Origin of the sequence: Roseomonas gilardii subsp. gilardii (assembly GCF_023078375.1) — a bacterium.
GTDB classification, from domain to species: domain Bacteria; phylum Pseudomonadota; class Alphaproteobacteria; order Acetobacterales; family Acetobacteraceae; genus Roseomonas; species Roseomonas gilardii.
The window spans coordinates 3,760,382-3,780,018 of the sequence record NZ_CP095554.1 but is presented as its reverse complement, the minus strand read 5'-3'; the positions used below and the strand labels follow the sequence as shown (position 1 = coordinate 3,780,018).

General features: G+C 71.2%; 19 protein-coding genes and 1 pseudogene. 8 read left to right on the top strand and 12 right to left on the bottom strand.

The annotated features are described in order from the left end of the window. Positions 1–97 precede the first annotated feature (97 nt). Together MVG78_RS17450 and MVG78_RS17445 are read left to right on the top strand one after the other, a co-directional pair. Positions 98–1,101: pseudogene (locus MVG78_RS17450) on the top strand (NAD(P)H-quinone oxidoreductase). Positions 1,102–1,183: 82 nt separating this feature from the next. Continuing rightward, positions 1,184–1,957, top strand: a complete 774-nt coding sequence (locus MVG78_RS17445; RefSeq protein ID WP_247553950.1) for an alpha/beta fold hydrolase — start codon at positions 1,184–1,186, stop codon at positions 1,955–1,957. Here MVG78_RS17445 and MVG78_RS17440 read toward each other — a convergent pair. From MVG78_RS17440 to MVG78_RS17430, 4 genes are all read right to left on the bottom strand, one after another. Further along, positions 1,929–2,864 carry a metallophosphoesterase gene (locus MVG78_RS17440; protein ID WP_247553948.1) on the bottom strand — a complete coding sequence of 312 codons (936 nt, stop codon included), beginning with the start codon at positions 2,862–2,864 and terminating at the stop codon, positions 1,929–1,931. The two genes, MVG78_RS17445 and MVG78_RS17440, sit on opposite strands and share 29 nt — an antisense overlap. Before the next feature lie 95 nt (positions 2,865–2,959). After that, the gene (locus MVG78_RS17435) at positions 2,960–3,604 is read right to left on the bottom strand and encodes a DNA-3-methyladenine glycosylase family protein (protein WP_247553946.1); all 645 of its coding nucleotides are present in this window, start codon (positions 3,602–3,604) and stop codon (positions 2,960–2,962) included. A gap of 120 nt (positions 3,605–3,724) precedes the next feature. Beyond that, a complete protein-coding gene (locus MVG78_RS21615) occupies positions 3,725–3,859 on the bottom strand; it encodes a hypothetical protein (RefSeq protein WP_282615021.1) in 135 nt (44 codons plus the stop codon). Positions 3,860–4,193: 334 nt separating this feature from the next. After that, entirely contained in the window at positions 4,194–4,949 is a 756-nt protein-coding gene (locus tag MVG78_RS17430) for an SDR family NAD(P)-dependent oxidoreductase (RefSeq protein ID WP_247553944.1), read from the bottom strand. A gap of 362 nt (positions 4,950–5,311) precedes the next feature. Between MVG78_RS17430 and MVG78_RS17425 the strand changes: the two genes are divergently transcribed. Next, a complete protein-coding gene (locus tag MVG78_RS17425) occupies positions 5,312–6,652 on the top strand; it encodes a hypothetical protein (RefSeq protein WP_247553942.1) in 1,341 nt (446 codons plus the stop codon). 10 nt (positions 6,653–6,662) lie between these two features. On the opposite strand, the gene MVG78_RS17420 is transcribed toward MVG78_RS17425, so the two are convergent. The 5 genes from MVG78_RS17420 to MVG78_RS17400 all read right to left on the bottom strand — a co-directional run bounded on the left by MVG78_RS17420 (position 6,663) and on the right by MVG78_RS17400 (position 11,015). Next, positions 6,663–7,034, bottom strand: coding sequence for a c-type cytochrome (locus tag MVG78_RS17420; protein ID WP_247553940.1), 372 nt, complete (start codon positions 7,032–7,034; stop codon positions 6,663–6,665). Then, positions 7,031–8,335, bottom strand: coding sequence for a PQQ-dependent sugar dehydrogenase (locus tag MVG78_RS21610; protein ID WP_282615020.1), 1,305 nt, complete (start codon positions 8,333–8,335; stop codon positions 7,031–7,033). The genes MVG78_RS17420 and MVG78_RS21610 overlap by 4 nt, the downstream gene beginning before the upstream one ends. A 167-nt stretch (positions 8,336–8,502) precedes the next feature. Continuing rightward, the gene (ypfJ, locus tag MVG78_RS17410) at positions 8,503–9,438 is read right to left on the bottom strand and encodes a KPN_02809 family neutral zinc metallopeptidase (protein WP_247553938.1); all 936 of its coding nucleotides are present in this window, start codon (positions 9,436–9,438) and stop codon (positions 8,503–8,505) included. A gap of 135 nt (positions 9,439–9,573) precedes the next feature. After that, entirely contained in the window at positions 9,574–10,323 is a 750-nt protein-coding gene (locus MVG78_RS17405; RefSeq protein WP_247553936.1) for an aspartate/glutamate racemase family protein, read from the bottom strand. After that, on the bottom strand, positions 10,323–11,015 hold the full coding sequence (locus MVG78_RS17400) for a hypothetical protein (RefSeq protein WP_247553934.1): 693 nt from the start codon (positions 11,013–11,015) through the stop codon (positions 10,323–10,325). The genes MVG78_RS17405 and MVG78_RS17400 overlap by 1 nt, the downstream gene beginning before the upstream one ends. A gap of 163 nt (positions 11,016–11,178) precedes the next feature. Here MVG78_RS17400 and MVG78_RS17395 point away from each other — a divergent pair, with 163 nt between their 5' ends. Beyond that, positions 11,179–12,360 (top strand): M20/M25/M40 family metallo-hydrolase, encoded by a 1,182-nt coding sequence (locus MVG78_RS17395; RefSeq protein ID WP_247553932.1) that lies wholly within the window; start codon positions 11,179–11,181, stop codon positions 12,358–12,360. 42 nt (positions 12,361–12,402) lie between these two features. Here MVG78_RS17395 and MVG78_RS17390 read toward each other — a convergent pair whose 3' ends face one another. After that, the gene (locus MVG78_RS17390) at positions 12,403–13,665 is read right to left on the bottom strand and encodes a M20 family metallo-hydrolase (RefSeq protein ID WP_247553931.1); all 1,263 of its coding nucleotides are present in this window, start codon (positions 13,663–13,665) and stop codon (positions 12,403–12,405) included. Between the two features lie 324 nt (positions 13,666–13,989). Between MVG78_RS17390 and MVG78_RS17385 the strand changes: the two genes are divergently transcribed. The 3 genes from MVG78_RS17385 to uraH all read left to right on the top strand — a co-directional run bounded on the left by MVG78_RS17385 (position 13,990) and on the right by uraH (position 17,829). Next, the gene (locus MVG78_RS17385) at positions 13,990–15,957 is read left to right on the top strand and encodes a putative bifunctional diguanylate cyclase/phosphodiesterase (RefSeq protein ID WP_247553929.1); all 1,968 of its coding nucleotides are present in this window, start codon (positions 13,990–13,992) and stop codon (positions 15,955–15,957) included. A 91-nt stretch (positions 15,958–16,048) separates the two neighbouring features. Continuing rightward, complete coding sequence (locus MVG78_RS17380) at positions 16,049–17,482, top strand: SidA/IucD/PvdA family monooxygenase (protein WP_247553927.1); 1,434 nt, start codon at positions 16,049–16,051, stop codon at positions 17,480–17,482. After that, positions 17,479–17,829: a hydroxyisourate hydrolase gene (gene uraH, locus MVG78_RS17375; RefSeq protein WP_247553925.1), complete on the top strand. Its 351-nt coding sequence runs from the start codon at positions 17,479–17,481 to the stop codon at positions 17,827–17,829. Before MVG78_RS17380 ends, uraH begins: the two co-directional genes overlap by 4 nt. A gap of 20 nt (positions 17,830–17,849) precedes the next feature. Here the strand turns inward: uraH and MVG78_RS17370 are convergent, their stop codons facing one another. Then, positions 17,850–18,563 carry an SOS response-associated peptidase gene (locus MVG78_RS17370; protein WP_247553913.1) on the bottom strand — a complete coding sequence of 238 codons (714 nt, stop codon included), beginning with the start codon at positions 18,561–18,563 and terminating at the stop codon, positions 17,850–17,852. Positions 18,564–18,655: 92 nt separating this feature from the next. Here MVG78_RS17370 and MVG78_RS17365 point away from each other — a divergent pair, with 92 nt between their 5' ends. Then, the gene (locus MVG78_RS17365; RefSeq protein ID WP_247553911.1) at positions 18,656–18,841 is read left to right on the top strand and encodes a CsbD family protein; all 186 of its coding nucleotides are present in this window, start codon (positions 18,656–18,658) and stop codon (positions 18,839–18,841) included. A 54-nt stretch (positions 18,842–18,895) separates the two neighbouring features. On the opposite strand, the gene flgH is transcribed toward MVG78_RS17365, so the two are convergent. Beyond that, a complete protein-coding gene (flgH, locus tag MVG78_RS17360) occupies positions 18,896–19,633 on the bottom strand; it encodes a flagellar basal body L-ring protein FlgH (protein WP_247553909.1) in 738 nt (245 codons plus the stop codon). Between the last annotated feature and the right edge of the window lie 4 nt (positions 19,634–19,637).

The following is a 19,637-nucleotide window of genomic DNA, read 5'->3' as shown; positions in this document are numbered from 1 at the left end:
GCATGCAAGCGGAAGCGTCCCGCCAGCGCAACCCCGGCCGCTCTTGACGCTCCGGCCCCCGGTCCCGACCCTGGGGCCGTACAAGGAGGAGGCCGCCATGGCATTGCCGGACAGCATGCGCTTCATCGAGCATGGCGAGGGGGTGGCCCCGAGGTGATGCGGGTGGCCCAGGGGCCGCTGCCGAAGCCGCGGCCGGAGGAGGTGCTGATCCGCGTGCTGGTGGCCGGGGTGAACCGCCCTGATGTGGCGCAGCGCCAGGGCAGCTATCCGCCGCCGCCCGGTGCCAGCCCGGTGCTGGGGCTGGAAGCGGCCGGCGAGGTGGTGGCCTGCGGCGCCGGTGTGGGCCGCTGGCGCGTGGGGGACCGGGTCTGCGCCCTGACCAATGGCGGTGCCTATGCGGAATACGTGACGGCGCCGGAGACCCAGTGCCTGCCCTGGCCGCAGGGCTATGACGCGGTGCAGGCGGCGGCGCTGCCGGAAAACTTCTTCACCGTCTGGAACAACCTCTTCGGCCTGGGGCGGCTGAAGGCGGGCGAGACGGCGCTGGTGCATGGCGGCACCTCCGGCATCGGCATCACCGCGATCCAGCTCGGCGAGGCCTTCGGCGCGCGCATGCTGGCCACCGCCGGCAGCGCGGAGAAGGTCGCGGCCTGCCGCGGATTCGGCGCGGCGGCGGCCTGGAACTACCGCGAACAGGATTTCGTCGAGGAGGTGAAGCGCCTGACCGACGGGAAAGGAATCGACGTGATCCTGGACATGGTCGGAGGCTCCTATTTCCCCCGCAACCTGCGCTGCCTGGGGCAGGACGGGCGCCTGGTGATGATCGCCTTCCTGGACGGGCCGAAGGCCAGCGAGGTGGATTTGCGGCCGATCATGGTCCGGCGGCTGACCGTCACCGGCTCCACCCTGCGCCCGCGCACGGCGGCGGAGAAGGGGGCCATTGCCCAGGCGCTGGAAGGGCAGGTCTGGCCGCTGCTCGCCGCCGGGCGCTGCGCGCCGCGCATCCACGCGCGCTTCCCGCTGGAGAAGGCGGCCGAGGCGCATGCGCTGATGGAGAGCAGCGCCCATATCGGCAAGATCATGCTGGAGGTGGCGGCCTGACCTCCGCGCCTGGCGCCGCTCCGGGTTTGACGGCTGGGCCATGGCCTGCGAACCAGCGCCATTGCCGGGATGGGGAGAGCCGATGCGCCTGAAGATGCTCGAATCCGGGGCGGGAGAGCCCGTCGCCCTGCTGCACGGGCTGTTCGGCCAGGGACGGAATTTCGGCCTCGTGCAGCGCAACCTCTCGGAGCGGCATCGCGTCCTGGCGCTCGACCTCCGCAACCATGGCGACAGCCCGCACGAGGCCCGCATGGACTATCCGGCCATGGCCGCGGATGTGGCGGACACGCTGCGGGCGGCGGAGGCGCGGCCGGCGGCGGTGCTGGGCCATTCCATGGGCGGCAAGGTGGCGATGATGCTGGCGCTCACCGATCCGGGCGCCGTGGCGCGGCTGGTGGTGGCCGATATCGCGCCGCGCCCCTACCGCCCGGCCTTCGGCGCCTATGCGGCGGCCATGCGGGCCATCCCGCTGCGGCCGGGGCTGACGCGCAAGGAGGCCGATGCCGCGCTGCTGGAGGCGGTGCCGGAAGCGGGGGTGCGGGCCTTCCTGCTGCAGAACCTGGACCTTGCCGCCGAACCGCCGCGCTGGAAGATCGGGCTGGAGGAGATCGCGGCGGCGATGGACGGCATCGTCGGCTGGCCGGACCTGCCGGCGGGCGGGCGCTATGACGGGCCGGTGCTGATCCTGCGCGGGGAGAGCAGCGACTACATCCGCCCGCGGGACGAGGACGGCATCCGCGCGCTGTTTCCACAGGCGCGCTTCCTCACCGTGGTGAAGGCCGGGCACTGGCTGCATGCCGAGAACCCGGCCGGCTTCCTGGAGGCGGTCACGCCTTTCCTGGAGGACCGAGCCTGACCAGGGTGAGCTCGGGCGGCACGCCGAAGCGGATCGGGTAGCGGCTGCAGCCCAGCCCGCCGGAGACGACCAGCCGGCGTCCCCCCTCCTCGACCAGCCCATAGGCATAGCGGCGGCCATAGCGTGAGGGCACGATCGGGGAATAGCCCAGGATGCGGATCTGCCCGCCATGGGTATGGCCGGACAGGGTCAGGCCGACCCGGGCGGGGACGCGCGGGAAGATGTCGGGCTCATGCGCCAGCAGGATGGCCGGGGCATCGTCCAGCGCCAGGGGCGCCAGGGCGGTGGGCAGGTCGTCCGCCCCCTCCCAGTGCATCAGCGGCCAGAAGGCCTGCTGGCTGTCGATGCCGCTCAGCCAGACGCCACCGTCACGCCCGGGCGGGCCGAGCGGCAGGCGTGTCGCCTCGTTGGACAGGAGGCGCAGCCCCGCCTCGGCCATGGCGCGGGCGGACCGGGGCGGGCCTTGCCGGTTCAGCACGGCCTCCCGGTCGTCCCACCAGTCGTGGTTGCCCGTCACCGCGAAGACGCCCATCGGCGCTTCCAGCCGGCCGAGGCGCCAAGCGGTCTCCTCCGGCGGCGGGGCGGGGAAGGCACGGCGGAAGCGCCCGCGCAGCGCGCCGGGCAGGTCGCCCAGCACCACATGCAGGTCGGGCTGCAGCCGGTTGGCCAGATCCACGATGCGCTCCACGCGGCTGAGCGGCATCCAGGGATCGCCACTGTGCAGGTCGGCGGTGGCGCAGATCAGCAGTTCCGGCCGGTTTCCCCAGTTGGCCATGGGGATCCGGTATTCCTGGACGATGAGGCGGAAGCCAGGCTCCACCACCATGGCATAGGCGGAGCCGGAAGCGCCGGTGGCCAGGAGCGTGGCACCGGTGGCCAGCAGGTTCCGGCGGGTCAGCAAAGGCATGCCCGCTTCTGGCACGGGGCTTCCTGGCGCGTCCATGGCGGGCGGGGCGGGATGAAGAAAGCGTCACGCCATGGACCGGAAGCCGTCCGCAGGCTTCAGATGGCCTGGGGCATCTGGAACTGGCCGGCCTTGTGCAGGTCCGCCGCGCGCCAGAGATACCAGGAGGCGGCCGAGCGGAAGGGGGCCCAGGCCTCGCCGATCGTGGCGAGGTCGCGCGGGCGGGGCTGGCTTTCCATCCCGGCGGCGAGGCGATAGCCCTCCCGAACCCCGAAATCATCCACCGGCAGCACGTCGCGCCGGCCCAGGGTGAAGATCAGCAGCATCTCCACCGTCCAGCGGCCGACGCCGCGCAGCGCCACCAGGCGCTCGATCAGCGCCTCGTCCGTCATGCGGCTGGCGGCGCGGCGGGTGGGCACCCAGCCGGCGGCGGATTTGTGGGCGATGTCCAGGATCGCAGCCTGCTTGGCGCCCGAAAAGCCGCAGGAGCGCAGCGCGCCCTCGGGCAGGGCCAGGATGCTGGCCGGGGGCGGGAAGGGGTGGCCGGGCACCAGGGCGATCAGCCGGTTCAGCATCGCCTCGGCGGCCCGGCCATGCACCTGCTGGTGCGCGATGGCCCGGACCAGCGCCTCATAGGGCTCGCGCCCGCTGACGGGTTTCAGGCAGCAGGCGCCGACCTGGGCGATCACCGGCGCCAGGACGGGGTCCTGGGCCAGATGGCGGCGGGCTTCGCGGTTGCTCATGTGCTGTGGCGGCCCATCGGCGAGGATGGCGGGAGGGATGAGAACAAAACTGGCACAAAAGAGCCGTTCCGCCAATCCCGGCCGAGCCGGCCTCACCCCTCCCGGCTTCGGGTTCCCGCCCTAGTTCAGCGAGAAGCAGGTCGAGGGCGCGTGCTTCATCTCGGTCGGCCGGGCCATCATGCTGTTGGTCAGGCCGATGGTGCAGGCCGCCGTGCGGGCGGCGCCGAGCGCCCCGGGCTTGGACAGGAAGAGCATCGGCCCGATCGAGGTGCGGACCTCGAAGCCATCCTTCAGCAGGGCCTCCAGCGACTGGTCGAGATACTCGAACTTCGTCTCGTGCCGCCCGGCCTCCGGGGCGGGGGGGCCGCGGGCGCCGCCGGGGCCGGGGTGGGCGCGGGGGCGGGCTGGGCGACGGCCTGTCCGCCCAGGCTGAGGAAGCCGGCAAGGGCCAGCAGGGCGGCCGGGATGATGGAACGGGTCACGGGAAGGATTCCCTCGGGGTCATGAGTCGCACCGCGCCAAACTGCCGCGCGGGCAGGGGTTGGACCAGGGGTGGGGACGGTCACGGTCGCGCCATCGCGGCGCGGGTTCAGCGCCCGCCGTTCACGCTCAGCACCTCGCCGCTGACCCAGGAGGCGAGGGGGCTGGCGAAGAACAGCACCGCGTTGGCGATGTCCTGCGCCGTGCCGAGGCGGCGCAGGGCGATGCCGTCCAGCAGGGCCTTCTGGCCCTCGGGGCCATAGCTTTCGAACTGCGCGATGCTGGCGGGGTTGGTGGGGGCGAAGCCGGGCGCCACGGAGTTCACGGTGATGCCATGCGGGCCGAGTTCATGGCAGAGCTGCCGGGTCAGCCCGACCAGACCATGCTTGGCCGCGCAATAGGCCTGGATGCCGGTGAGCGAGGCGCGGAGCCCGGCGCTGCTGCTGATGGTGACGATCCGCCCGGTGCCGGCGCGCTTCATGCCGGGCGCCACGGCCGCGCAAAGGTTGAAGGCGGCGTGCAGGTTTATGTCGAACAGCGCGTGCCAGTCCGCCTCCGGCACATCCTCCAGCGGATGCATCACCTGCCCGCGCACGCCGCCGGCATTGCAGACCAGGACGCCGACCGGCCCGCCACTGGCTTCCTCGACACGGGCGATCCAGCCGCGCGCGGCCCCAGGGGCGGTGAGGTCGAAGGTATCGGTCACGATGGCGGTGCCGGCGGCGGTTTCCGACAGCTCCGCGGCGGACAGGTCGCAGGTGAAGACACGCGCGCCCAGCCTGTCGAAATCGCGGGCGATATTGCGCCCGAAGCCGTGGCCCCCGCCCGTCACCGCCACGGTGACGCCGTCGAACCGAATCCGCATGCCGATGTCCCTTCGGGCGATGGGCGAGCCGCATCCCGGTGCTGCCGGAAGAATTGCAACTTTTGGTTGCGTATCCGATGCCGCTTCGTCAAGGCTGCTGCCAGGAGGAGGAAGGCGTCAACCCATCCGGGCGCCCGGGCTCTGGCTGCCCCGTCTTGGCCTGTCGGATTCCGGCATGCCGGGGCGATGCGGCCCTGATCGCCGGCCGTGCCCGCATGTAACGGTGCCACGCTTCAGGACAGCTCTGCCATGCGGGCGTGATGTCTTAAAAATCTGAAATTTTTGTGCTGTGCTAATCTTTTTCGTGGAAGGACGATTTTCTTTTGCTATTGCCTTGCCGTTCGAGAGAAAAAGCAAGGCGCATGGCACCATTCCAGCAAGGCGAGACAGTGGCGCCCGAATCGGCGCATGCCCTCGCGGTGATGCGTGGCCTGGCCCTGGTTCTTTCCCTGGCGGCCCTGGCGATGGCCGGGTTCTGGATCACCCGCTCCAACAGCGATTTCGAGGTGTTCCTGCTGCCCTGGTACCAGACGATCCTGGCCGAGGGCCGTCTGGCGGCCCTGCATGGCGCCTTCTCCGACTACACCCCGCCTTATATCTACCTCCTCGTCCTCTGCACCCTGACCGATGGCTGGCTCAGCCCGGTCGTGGCGGTGAAGCTCTGCTCCCTGCTCTGGACGTTGTTCGGGGCGGTGCAGGTCCATGGCATCTGCCGCGCGGTGGGACGGTCGCGGGAGTTCTCGCTGCTGGCGGCGGTGGTCTTCGCCACGCTGCCGGAGCTCAGCCTCAACAGCATCGTCTGGGGCCAGTCGGACGTGATCTACGTCTCCTTCCTGCTGGCCTTCCTGCACAGCCTGCTCCGGGGAAGGCGCGGCTGGGCCATGGTGATGTTCGGCATCGCCCTGGCCTTCAAGCCGCAGGCCGTGGTGGTCGCACCCTTCCTCGCCTATCTGCTGCTGCGCGATCTGCCGGTGCCGGGGCGCGCCATGCAGGCCCTGCGTGATGCCCTGCTGGTGCCACTGACCTATGCGGCGATGATGCTGCCGGCGGTGCTGGCGGGGCGTCCCTTGCGGGAGCTCTTCACCTTCTATGCCAGCCAGTATGGCGTGCATCCGCTGCTGTCGATGGCGGCACCCAATCCCTGGCTGGTCGTCCAGCAGCTCGTCGCCTATCCGGCGGATTTCCGCGAGCCGCCCCTGCTGTCCCGCCTGGCGCCGGACGCCTTCGCCTGGCTGCAGGGCGTCCTGCCGCAGCATGACAGCATGATCCTGGCGGGCGTGGTCTTCACGCTGCTGGCCTGCGGCCTGCTGCTCCTGTCCTTCCTGGCCTGCCGCGGCCGGCCGGGGCCGGCGCAGCTCGTGACCATGCTGGCCCTGGCGGCCCTGCTGGTGCCCTATTTCGCGCCCCGGATGCATGAGCGCTACTTCATCGCGGCAGGCGTCCTCACCTATGTCCTCGCCCTGATCCGACCGGGCCTCTGGCCGGCCGCGTTGTGCCTGCAGGCCGCGGCCGTGCTCAGCTACACCCGCTTTCTCTTCGACATCGCGAAACTGCCGATGCTGGGCGTGTTCTGCGCCACGGCCGCGCTGCTGCTGCTGTTGCGCCGCCATCTGCGGGACCGGAAGGAGATGGCCGCCGCCGCGCCGGCCCGTCCGGAACGGCTGGGCCAGGACAGGCGGACACCGCAGGCACAGACTTCCTGAGGCCGGGGCGTCAGCGCCCCGGGATCTGCGGCTCGACGCGGATCGAGGCGTACCAGGCGGCGAGATCGGCGATCTGCGCGTCGGTCAGTTCCCGTGCCGCCAGGTTCATCTGCTCCTGCTGCCGGGCGCCGGAGCGGAAGGCGGCCAACTGGGTGCTGACATAATCCGCGACCTGCCCGGCGAGGTTGGGCGCGCCCGGCACCACCGCCATCCCGTCATTGCCGTGGCAGCCGGCGCATTGCCCGCCGGCGAGCCGGCGCCCGGCCCGCGCATCGCCCTCCGCGGCCCATGCCGCCGGAGCCCAGGCCCCCGGCGCCGCGACGCCGAGGGACAGCAGGCCGGCCAGCAGGCGGAGGCGCTTGGTTCTGGTGCCTCCGCTCAATTCCGGTCCCCGTAGGAGATGCGGTAGATCGCGCCCGCCGCATCGTCCGAGACCAGCAGAGAGCCGTCGGCCAGTTGCGCCACATCCACCGGGCGGCCGGAATACTCGTTGGTCTCCTCGTCCAGCCAGCCCTCCGCGAAGGGCTTGCTTTCCTTCACGCTGCCATCGGCGTTCAGGAAGGTGACCATCACCCGCGCCCCGACCGCCTGGCTGCGGTTCCAGGACCCGTGCTGCGCGTCGAAGATGGCGCCGCGATAGCTCTCCGGGAACATGCGGCCGGTGTAGAAGGTCATGCCCAGATCCGCCGCATGGGGCGCCATCTCCACCACCGGCGGAACCACATCCGGCGGCACCGCTTCCTTGGCGTATTCGGCGGTGCGGACCGTGCCGCCGCCATACCAGGGGAAGCCGAAGTTCAGCCCCGCCTTCGTGGCGCGGTTGATCTCGCCGGGCGGGGTGTCGTCGCCCATGCCGTCCACCTGGTTGTCGGTGAACCAGAGCTCGCTGGTGCCGGGGCGGAAGGCGATGCCGACGGAGTTGCGGATGCCGCGCGCGAAGACCTCGCGGTTCTGGCCGTCGCGGTCCATGCGGATGATGCCGCCGATGCCCCACTGGTCATAGAGCGCCCGCTTGGCCGGGGGCGGGACGTTGAAGGGCTGGCCAAGGGCGATATAGAGCTTGTTGTCCGGCCCGATGCGGCAGACCCGGGCGGAGTGGTTGAAGCTCTCCTCGGCGGCCGGAATGAGCTGTCCCTGCGGCACCACCGTTGCCGCCGCGACATCCGGCCCCTCGTAGAAGAACTCCGCCGCCGGGAAGGCCAGGACGCGGTTCTGCTCCACCGTGTAGAGGATGCCGTCGGGGCTGAAGCAGAGGCCGTTCGGGACGGCGAAGCTGACCGAAGGCGCGAAGACCTTCACCTCGTCCGCCACGCGGTCGCGGTCGCGGTCGGTGACGGCCCAGATCCGGTTCTTGCGGGTGCCGACGAAGACCACGCCGGAGGACGGTCCCACCGCCATGTGCCGGGCATCCGGCACCAGGGCATAGAGGCTGATGCGGAAGCCCTCCGGCAGGCGGATGCGTTCCAGGTTCCGGCGGATCTGATCAGCCCGGCGGCCGGTCTGCGGCACGGTCTCCATGTCACGGCTGGCGCCCGTGCCGCGGAATTCCTGCAGTTTCTGCAGGGCGTCCCCGCCGGCCGGCGGCGCGGGCTGGGCCCGGACCGCTCCCTGCGGAACGGGCATGGCGGCCGTCATCAGGGCCGCGAACAGAAAGGCGGTCCCGCTTCTCTTGGAACTCTTCATGGTGCTTCCTCCCGGGGCCACGGCTTCTTCCGCCGCTTTCCCCCGAAGCGAAGACTGCGCCCGCATCCCGCGGATCGCAATGATTGTGCAACGGGACGGCGGATGCGCCGGGAGGGGCGTTCGGGGGGTGTTCCCAGGACTGGAGCGGCCGCCCGCTCCGGCCCCGGTCAGAGCTGCTGCGTGCCGAAGGTGTCGCAGGCCCGGATGTTGCCGCTTTCCAGCCCGCGCCGGAACCAGCGCACGCGCTGCGCCGAGGAGCCATGGGTGAAGGTCTCGGGCTGGACCGTGCCGCGCATCTGCCTTTGCAGGCGGTCGTCGCCCACGGCGGCGGCGGCGTTCAGGCCCTGCTCGATGTCGCCATCCTCCAGGATGTGGCGCTCGCGGTTCGCCAGGTTGGCCCAGACGCCCGCATAGCAGTCGGCCTGCAATTCGACCCGGACCTGGATCTGGTTGGCTTCCGGGCTGTTGCCGCCATAGCGGGCCTGGAACTGGTGCGCGCGTTCCAGCGTGCCCAGCTCGTTCTGCACATGGTGGCCGACCTCGTGCGCGATGATGTAGGCGGCGGCGAAGTCGCCGCGCGCGCCCAGGCGGTTCTGCAACTGGTGCATGAAGTCGAGGTCGATATAAACCTTCTGGTCGTTCGGGCAGTAGAAGGGGCCGGTTTCCGCCTGCGCCGTGCCGCAGCCCGAACGGGTGACGCCGGAAAAGAGGACCAGGGTGGGGTCGTGATAGGTGCGGCCCATCTGCGCGAACTGCTCGGTCCAGACGCGCTCGGTCTCGCCCAGCACCTGCGCCACGAAGCGGCGGCCGGCATCCTCGCGCCCGGCCTGCTGGCCGTTCCCCCCTTGGCCGTTCCCCGCTTGGCCGGGGTCGAAGCGGCGTTCCTGCGGGACGGGCTGGCCCGTGTCGTCCCCGACGATGCCAGTGAGGTCCACGCCGAGGAAGGCGGCGATCAGCAGGATGGCGATAGTGCCGAGGCCGCCGCCGACACGGCCGCCAGGAATGCGGAAGCCGCCGCCACCGAGACCGCCACCGCCGAAACCACCGCCCCCCTGGCCGCGCCGGTCCTCGACATTCTCGCTTTCGGGGCCATCGAGCCGCATCTGTCCCTCCTCGTCCCACTCCGGCAACGTCACCCGGACCGGCCGGTTGCCCAGGCGGAGAATGGCGGCGGAGGATGGCGGCGGATCATGGCGGCAGCATGGTTGCCCGCGAGCGGGATCGCCGGGGAGGAGATCCTAGGCGGGCGGGCCTTGCAGCAGCGCCGCCAGGGCGGGGGAAAGGCCGGTGCTGCCCCGGCCGCGCGGGGCGGCCATGGCGCCCGCCGCCGGCTTGCCCGGAGTCATGCGCACCAGCATCTCCGCCAGCCGGACGCCGCAGGCGATGCCCTCCAGCAGCGGCACGGAGGCATCGCGCCGCAGCCGCCCTTCCATCCCCGCCAGCGCGGCGCCGCCGAGCACCACGGAATCGGCGCCCTGGGACACCAGGCGGGCGATCGCGGCGCCGACCTTCGCGGCCACGCCCTCAGGGTCCTCCAGCGCCTGGGGCGGGGTGGCATCCACCCCCTCCAGCCCGGCGCACCGGGTGGCGAGGCCGTGCCGGGCCATCAGCTCCCGGTACATCTCCACACCACCCAGCGTGACCAGCCCGAAGCGGGCGCCGAGCATGCAGGCGGTCAGGCAGGCGGCCTCGGTCATGCCAAGCACGGGGCAGGGCATGAGCTGCCGCGCCGCCTCCAGCGCCGTGTCGTGGGACACGGCGAGCACCACCGCATCGACCCGGTCTTCACCCGAGGCATGGCCGGCCAGGAGGTCCAGCACGGCATGGGAGGCGATGGCATTCTCGGCGCGGGTGGAGATCACCGCCGGGCCGAAGTGCGGCGTGGCGGGGACGATCTCGGTGCCCGGCGAGGCCGCGGCCCGCGCCGCGGCGGCACAGAGATCGGTGATCGCCTCCGTGGTGTTGGCGTTCGCCAGAAGGATACGCATCAGCTCGCGGCGGCCAGGCTCTGCATCGGCGGTGCCCATTCGGGAAAGTCCATCCGTGTCTGCGATGCCCGGAGGGCCAGGTGGGCGGCCTCGGGCCTGTCGCGCAGCCAGACCAGGAAGGGGTTCAGCACCAGCACGTCGCCGCTCTGCATCGACAGGGGCAGGCCCGGTGCCTCCAGCGCCGCCCGCAGGGCCTCGGGCGCCGCCGCATCCGGCACGGAAGACCCGCGATAGCCCGCGAAGACGCCGCCGGAGACCTGGAAGGCGATGCCGTCGCCGAGGGCAGGGCTGGCGGCGTAGAGCCCGGTCAGCAGCGGCTTGTCCCGCAGCAGCAGGGCATTGTGGACGGAGGCTGCGGACAGCAGCGTGACGCGGGCCGGCGCATCCGGGCGCAGCAGCAGGACATCGCAGAAATTCGGGTCGGCCTCCGCCGGCAGGGCGGTGCCGAGATGCCGGCCCAGTGCCCGGAGCACCGCCGCGGCCGGCAAATCCTGCGGCAGTCCGCGCAGCAGCATGAAGCCCTGGCCGTGGTCCAGCCGGGGGCGCATCGCCCCGGCCAGGGCCTCGATGCAGGGGCCCGGAGCCTCGGGCCCGGCCTCGATCTCGGCCCGCTGTTCCGCCCCCAGGGGCAGCATGTATTCGCTGGCGGACAGCTCCGCGCCTTCCCAGCCCATGGGGCCGAGCTGGGGCATGATCCTTCGGAGGAAGGGTCGCGATGTATCGTTCATTACGGGGAAGGCTAGCCTGCCGCGCCGCATCGCGCGAGATCCCAGCCGTGCGGCGCAGCAATCGGGGCCATTCTGCGGCGGGGAGATGGCCTTGTCCGGGCGATGCGGGTGGGAAAGCATGCGGGGCATGGACTCGCTCTCCGACCCCCTCGCCGCCGCCCTTGCCCTGCCTTTCGAGGCCGATGCCATCCTGGAGGGGCTGCGGCCCTGGGTGGAGTGCGAGAGCCCGACCTTCGACGCCGGGGCCGTCAACCGGATGATGGACCTCGCCGCCCGCGACCTCGCCCTGGCCGGGGCGCGGATTGAGCGCATCCCCGGCCGTCCGGGGCCGGCCGGCGCGATGCTGGGCGGCTGCGTGCGGGCGCGCTTCCCGCATCCGGATGGGGAGAAGCCGGGCATCCTGGTGCTGGCGCATCTCGACACGGTGCATCCGGTGGGCACGCTGGCGGCGCTGCCCTTCCGCCGCGATGGCGGGCGCTGCTACGGGCCGGGGATCGGCGACATGAAGGGCGGCACCTTCCTGGCGCTGGAGGCGATCCGGCAGATGATCCGGGCCGGCATCCCCACCTCCCGCCCGGTGACGGTGCTGCTGACGCCGGACGAGGAGATCGGCAGCCCCTCCACCCGCGACCTGATCGAGGCGGAGGCGAGGCGCCATGCCATGGTGCTGGTGCCGGAGCCGGGGCGGCCAGGGCATAGCCCCGTCCTGGGCGATGTGGTGACCGGCCGCTATGCCATCGCGCGCTTCAACCTGCGGACCACCGGCCGGCCCAGCCATGCCGGCGCCTCGCTGGGCGAGGGGCGGAGCGCGATCCGCGAGATGTGCCGGCAGGTGCTGGCCATCGAGGCCATGACCACCGAGGCCTGCACCTTCTCGGTCGGCGTGGTGCGGGGCGGGCAATGGGTGAACTGCGTCGCCACGCATTGCGATGCCGAGGCGCTGACCATGGCCAGGCGGCAGCAGGATCTCGACGCGGCGGTGGAGCGGATGCTGGGCCTGCGCGCCTCCACCCCGGACGTGGCGCTGGAGGTGCGGCGCGGCGTCACCCGCCCGGTCTGGGAGCCGTCCGAGGCGGATCTGGGCCTCTATGCGAAGGCCCATGCCATCGGGCAGCGCCTGGGCGGCGAGATCGGCCATGGCAGCGCCGGCGGCGGCTCGGACGGCAATTTCACCGGAGCCCTGGGCATCCCGACGCTGGACGGGCTGGGGGTGATCAGCGCCGGGCACCATACACTGGGCGAGCATCTGAGCGTGGACAGCCTGGTGCCGCGGGCGAAGCTCCTGGCCGGGTTGCTCGCCAGCGTCTGAGCCGCCGCCCCGGGAGCCCCGGCGTGGCGGCATTGCGGCGTTTCAGCCCCTGGCGAGGGAGAGCAGCGAGGCGGCCAGGGTGCGGACGCCGGCGGCGAGCTGTTCCGGCGAGGAATATTCCGCCGGGTTGTGGCTGATGCCCTTGTGGCTGGGCACGAAGATCATGCCCGTGGGGCAGACCGGCACCATGAACTGCGCGTCGTGGAAGGCGCCGGAGGGCATGCGGAGCGCGCGCAGCCCCTGGGCCTGGGCGGCGGCCTCCACCGTGTCCAGCACGCCGGCATCGAAATCCACCGGCAGGGCATGGAAGCGTTCGGTGACCGTGACCGCGCAGTTCTTCACGGCGGAGCGGATCGTGTCGTCGATCGCGTCGCCGTTCATCAGCAGCACCTCCTTGTCGGGATGCCGGAAGTCGATGGTGAAGCGCACCAGTTCCGCCACCGAGTTCGAGGTGTTGGGCGTGACCTCGATGCGGGCGACGGTGAAGCGCAGGATGTCCTCGGGATCGGTCATCAGCGCGTTCAGCGCATTGATGGCGCGCACCATGTCCTGCACCGCGTCCTTGCGCAGGGCGAGCGGCGCCGTGCCGGCATGGGCGGATTCGCCGCGCAGCTCCACCAGGAACCAGCGGCTGCCCTGGATGCCGGTGACGACGCCGATGTCATAGCCCTCGGCCTCCAGCCGCGGGCCCTGCTCGATATGCGCCTCCAGATAGGCGACCGGCTGCCGGTCCGGGCCCAGCGGGCGCTGCGGCAGGCCGGCCTCCTCCCGCAACTGCTCGGCCAGGGCCTGGGCGAAGGTCACTCCGTCGGAATCGGCGACATGGTCCCATGTATTGGCGGGGGAATGCCCCGACCAGGCCATGGAGCCCATGCAGCCAGGGGCGAAGCGGCCGCCTTCCTCGTTGGTCCAGGCCACGATCTCGATCGGATGCCGCGTGGTGGCGCCACTCTCGCGAATCGCCTGCACCGCCTCCAGCCCCGCGAGCACGCCCCAGATGCCGTCGAAGCGGCCGCCCATGGGCTGGCTGTCCATGTGGCTGCCGGTCAGCACGGGCGCCGCCTCCGGCTCCGTGCCCTCATGCCGCAGGAAGAGGTTGCCGATCGGATCGACCGAGACGGTCAGCCCCAGCTCCCTGGCCCAGCCGATCAGCAGGCGGCGCGCCTCGCGATCCAGCGGCGAGAGGCAGGGGCGGTTCACGCCGTCGCCGGGAATGGCGCCGATCCTCGCCATCTGCATCAACCGGTCCCAGTGCCGGTTCTGGTCCACCGCCGCGATCAGGTTGGGGGGCGCCGTGTCGGTCATCGTCTCGCCTGTTCCCACTTGGGCTGTTGTTCCGCCGTTTTGGGTGTGGCCGCCAATGGGATCAAGGGCGGGATCAAGGGCGGGATCAAGGGCGGGGATCGGGGTTGGGGCGCGCGAGCCGGTCCTGCTGGCTGCCCGGCCGGAGGGCATTCGCGTGGGACGCCGGGCATTCTCGGTGGAGCGGCCACGCATCCGGCTCCTTCTTTCCAAAAAGCATCCGTCCGTTCCTGTGTCTTTCCTTGACGGAAAGCATCACGGGAGGGGATACGACCGGACCCGGCCCCGCCGGCTACCATCCTCGTTGTGACGGAGCAGGTGATACCCGTGGGACGACGCAGGCACCTGCCGGGGGCCGAAGGCGGCATCCAGCGCTGGCTGCGCGTGTCGCTGATCGTGCTGATGGCCGGGCTGGCCGCGGCGGCGGCCTGCATCGCGGTGCTCACCATCCGCCAGCAGAACCTCTTCGAGGCGCTCACCCGCTACAACAGCATGTTCGAGACCACGCTCGGCGCGGTCGAGTTCATGCGGCTGCAGACCGACGTCGCGGCTTACGCCCTGCCGAACATGCCGGTGGAGCGCGCGGATGTGCAGTTGCGCCTCGATGTCCTGCGCAACAGGCTCTCCGTGCTGCGGGAGGGCGAGGTGCGGATGCTGATCCGCCGCAACCCGGAGAATGCCGGGCTGCTGGACCGGCTGGAAGAGACGATCGGCCGGGTGCAGGCCCTGCTCGACCAGCCGGCCTCGGACGAGAACAGCCGGGAGATGCTCCTCCTGCTGGGCGAGCTGAACGTGCCGATGGTCCGCCTCGCCGCCTCCACGCATATGGAGGGCAGCAACCTCGTTGGCGAGGACCAGGGCGAGCTGCGCGGCCTCTACGTCGCCTTCATCGCGGTGCTGCTGGCCATGATCGCCGCGGGGGCGGGGCTGTCGCTGCTGCTGGTCCAGCAGAACCGCCAGATCCGGCGCATCGCGCTGGAGGACCCGCTGACCGGCCTGCCGAACCGGCGCGCGCTGCTGGACCGGCTGGCGGAGCTGTTGGCGGCGCCGGCCCGCAGGGGCTCCGGCCGCGGCGCGCGGCGCCGGGTGCCGATGCTGCTGCTGGACCTCGACTGCTTCAAGGATGTCAACGACACGCTGGGCCATGTCGCGGGCGACGGGATGCTGCGGGAGATCGCCCGGCGGCTGCGCGGCAGCGTGCCGAAGGGTGGGCCAGGGAAAGACCCGGGGGAATACATGGTGGCGCGCCTCGGCGGCGACGAATTCGCCGTCCTGCCGCCGCCAGGGCTGAAGCGGGAGGCGCTGTCGGATCTGGCCATGCGTCTGGGCCGGGTCGTCAACCGGCCGCTGGAGATGGAGGGGCGCCTCATCATGCCCGGGGTGAGCATCGGCATCGCCGACCTCGCACCCGGGCAGGGCGACGCGGTCACGCTGATGCGCCATGCCGACCTCGCGCTCTACGAGGCCAAGGGGGAGGGGCGGAACACCTGCCGCTTCTTCGAGGAACGGCTGCTGGAAGCGGCCGAGGAGCGGCAGCGGCTGCAATCCGACCTCGCGGTGGCGCTGCGCGAAGGGCAGTTCGAGGTGCATTACCAGCCGCAGGTGCATCTGGTGGATGGGCGGATCACCGGGCTGGAGGCGCTGCTGCGCTGGCGGCATCCCCGGCTGGGGCTGATCGGGCCGCAGAGCTTCATCCCCGTGGCCGAGCAGAGCGGGCTGATCGTGCCCATCGGCGATTGGGTGCTGCGGCAGGCCTGCACCGATGCGGCGCGATGGCCGGAGGAGATCCGGCTGGCGGTGAACCTGTCGCCGCGGCAGTTCGCCGATGGCGGGCTGTTGATCGCCGTGGCGCGGGCCCTGGCGGCCTCCGGCCTCCCGGCGCGGCGGCTGGAACTGGAGATCACGGAATCCCTGCTGCTGCAGGACGATGCGGGCGTGCTGGCCGCGCTGGCGGAGCTGCGCGAGCTGGGGATCGGCATCGCCCTCGACGATTTCGGGATCGCCTATTCCTCCTTCGACTACCTGCGCCGCTTCCGCTTCGAGAAGATCAAGATCGACCGTTCCTTCGTGCATGCCATGGCCACACGGCCGGACTGCCTGGCCATCGTGCGCACCATGGCCGACCTGGCGCGCCGCCTGGGCATGGCAACGACGGTGGAGGGCCTGGAGAGCGAGGAACTGGTGAGGCTTGCCCTCCAGGCGGGCTACACGGAGGGGCAGGGCTATTATTTCGACGGGCCGCTGACCGCCGCCAGGGTGCTGGAACGCCTGGAGCGCGCCCCGCAATACGGATGAGGCCCAGCCCGGCGGCGATGATGCGGCATCGTGACGCTTGGCCCTTGCTGCGCGCCCTCCCGCTCGTCATGCTGCGCCGCAAGGAGATGCGATGTCCGTCATGGCCGATACCCTGAGCGCGCTCGAGGCCGAGGTCCGCCGGCAACTAGAGCTTCTCGATTATCCGAAGCGCCCCTGGGTTCCCGAACGCACGGACGGCGCGCTCGACGTGGCCATCATCGGCGCCGGGCAGACGGGCCTCGCCACCGCCTTCGGGCTGCGGCGGGAGAAGGTCGGGAATGTCGCGATCTTCGACCGGGCCGAGCCGGGCGCCACGGGGTGCTGGACGGTCTTCGCGCGCATGCGCACGCTGCGCACCCCCAAGCATGTCAGCGGCCCCGACCTGGGCGTGGCGGCGCTGACGCCGCGCGCCTTCTTCGAGGCACGCGACGGGGCGCAGGCCTGGGAGGATCTGCACAAGATCGGGCGCGTGGACTGGCAGCGCTACCTGGACTGGTACGCGCAGGTGCTGGCCCTGCCGGTCCGGCACGGGCACGAGCTGCTCTCCATCGGCCACGATCCGGAGTCCGACCTGCTGCTGCTGCGCTTCCGCACGCCGGAGGGGGAGCGCGTGGTCAAGGCGCGCAAGATGGTGCTGGCCACCGGCATGGACGGCACCGGCGCCTGGTCGATCCCGGCGCCCTTCGACGGGCTGCCAGGGGAACGCGTCTCGCACACCTCCGGCCCGGTGGATTTCGCGGCGCTGAAGGGCCAGCGCATCCTGGTGGTGGGGGCGGGGGCGAGTGCCTTCGACAACCTCGCCACGGCGCTGGAGGCCGGGGCGGCGCAGGGCACGATGCTGGTGCGCCGGCGCCGGATGCCGCGCGTCAACCCCTTCCGCTGGATGGAGCAGGCGGGCTTCCTCGGCCAGTTCCACGCCATGCCGGACCCGCTGAAGTGGCGGATGATGCGGCACATCTTCGACCTCAACCAGCCGCCGCCCCAGGAAAGCTGGGAACGCGTGGCGCAGGACCCGCGCTTCACGCTGCATATGGGCAGCCCCGTGCAGGGCGCGCGCATGGAGGGCGGGGAGGTGGTGCTGGAGACGCCGCGCGGCGAGCACCGCGCCGACCATGTGATCGTCGGCACCGGCACGGCCTTCAACCTCGCGCTGCGGCCGGAACTGGCGGCCATCGCACCGCATATCCTGTTGTGGCGGGATGCCTATACGCCGCCGCCAGGACAGGAATTCCCCAACCTCGCCGCTTGCCCCTATCTCGCCCCGGGCTTCGCCTTCCGCGAGAGGATGCCGGGCGAGGCACCCTTCCTGCGGCACATCCACTTCATGGGCTATGGCGCCACCCCGTCGATGGGTCTGTCCGGCGCCTCGATCAGCGGCATGAAGTATGGCGTCGCCCGGCTGGTGGACGGGATCTGCCGCGGCCTCTGGCTGGACGATGCCGAGGCGCACATGGAGGCGCTCCTCGCCTTCGACATGGCGGAGCTGGTGAGCGAGATCCCGCAGGAACTGGAGGCCGCGGAGTGAAGCCTTCCGCCCTGACGACCCATGTCCTCGACACCTCGGCCGGCCGGCCGGCCGCCGGCATGGCGGTGCAGCTCTGGCGCGTGGACGCGCCCGCGCCGGCGCTGCTGGTCGAGACGGTCACCAATGCCGATGGCCGAACCGACGCGCCGCTGCTGTCGCCGGCGGATTTCCTGCCCGGCCGCTACGAGCTGCGCTTCGGCGTGGGCGACTACTTCGCCGACCAGGGCCATGACCCCGGCTATCTCGACTGGGTGGCGATCCGCGTGGGCCTGTCGACGGAAGGCGGGCACTACCACGTGCCGCTGCTCTGCTCGCCCTGGAGCTACAGCACCTATCGCGGCTCCTGATCGCATGGCCCGTCCCGGCATCAGGGTGGTTCGTTCAGCCCTTCCGGTGGCTGCGCGTCGGTCACGGGGGCCAGCAGCGAGGGGCCGTTCTCGCTGAACTTGTTCACCCGCTTGCTGACCGGCCAGACGCGCAGTTTCTCCGCATCCAGCGCACGCATCAGGCCGGAAAGCTCCTCCGCTCCGGCCTCCCGCTCCCCCAGCCAGGCGCCCCAGTGCTCCGGCGGCAGGATGACGGGGGTGCGGTGGTGCAGGGCGGTGATCCTGCCCGCCGCCTCCGTGGTCACGATCGTATAGGTGCGGAGCCAGGTGCCGTCCGGCTGCTTCCAGCCCTCCCAGAGCCCGGCCAGGGCCATGGTCTCGCCGGAACGCAGGGCGATGGCATAGGGCTGCTTCGGCCCCGGCCCTTCCTCCCGCCATTCGTAGAAGCCATCGGCCGGCACGAGGCAGCGCCGCTTCGCGAAGGCGTCGCGGAAGGAGGGCTTCTCCGCCACCCCCTCCGACCGGGCATTCATCAGCTTCGCGGCGCCGCTGGCATCCTTCGCCCAGCGCGGCACCAGCCCCCAGCGCAGCGGGTCGAGGCTGCGCTCCCCCGTGGCGGGGTTGAAGCGCACGACCAGGCTTTCCTGTGTCGGGGCGACATTGTGGTTCGCCGGGTGGTTGGGAAGCGGGTTCTTCGTGTTGAACTGCTTCGCCAGCCTCGCCGGGTCGGCTTCCAGGAAATAGCGTCCGCACATGGTCCGGGATCTGGTGACGGGAGGGCGCTGCAACCAGTCCATGGGCCGCCACGTTCTTGAGGGCAGGCCAACACGACAGAGGAGACCCTCACATGGACAAGGATCGCATCGAAGGCGCCATGAAGCAGGCCAAGGGTGCCGTGAAGGAGAATGTCGGCTCCCTGGTCGGCGACAAGAAGATGGAAGCCGAAGGCAAGGCCGACCGCGCCGAGGGCAAGGTCCAGAACGCCGCCGGCGGCATCAAGGACAAGGCCCGCGAGGTTGCGGGCAAGCACTGAGGCAGAGCCTCGGGCAAGGGCGGCGCGGCTGGGGCTGCGCCGCCCTTTCTATGTTCAGAAGGGCAGGATGGAATCCAACAGTTCCTGCCCATAGCGCGGCTTCTGCACGTCGCTGAGCGTGCCGCGCCCGCCATAGGAGATGCGCGCCTCCGCCAGCCGGTCATGCTTCACCGTGTTGTCGGAGGCGATGTCCTGCGGCCGGATGATGCCGGCGAGCGTCAGGTCGCGCAACTCATGGTTCACGCGCACCTGCTGGCGTCCCGATAGCACCATGTTGCCGTTGGGCAGGACCTGCGTGACCGTCGCGGCGACGCGGAGCGTGATCTCCTCGTTGCGCTTGACCGTTCCCTTACCCTCGCTGGAATTGGCGGAACTGGCCGAGACCATCTTGGTGGGATCGAAGCCGTTCGGGAAGAACCGCAGATAGGAGGCATCGAGGCCCAGCAGGCGCGGGATGCCCATATCCTCCGAGTTGTCGCGGCTGCGCTCCGTGTCATTGGCCAGCGAGGCCTTGTCGGAGATCGAGACCAGCACCGTCACGAGATCGCCCACCGAGGCGGCCTTGGAATCCCGCAGGAAGGTGCGGCTGCCCGGGCGCCAGAGGCTGTTGGCGCCGAGCTGGCGGGTATCGGTGGGAGCGGGTGTCGGCATGGAGACCGGCTTCCAGTCCGGATCGCGCGTCGGATCGGCGATATCGGCCAGGTCCGGCGCGCGCCCCAGCCGGGCCAGGCGCTCGGTGGAGCCGCAGGCCGCGAGCGCCAGCGGCAGGAGGAGGAGCAGGACGCGCCGCATGGGG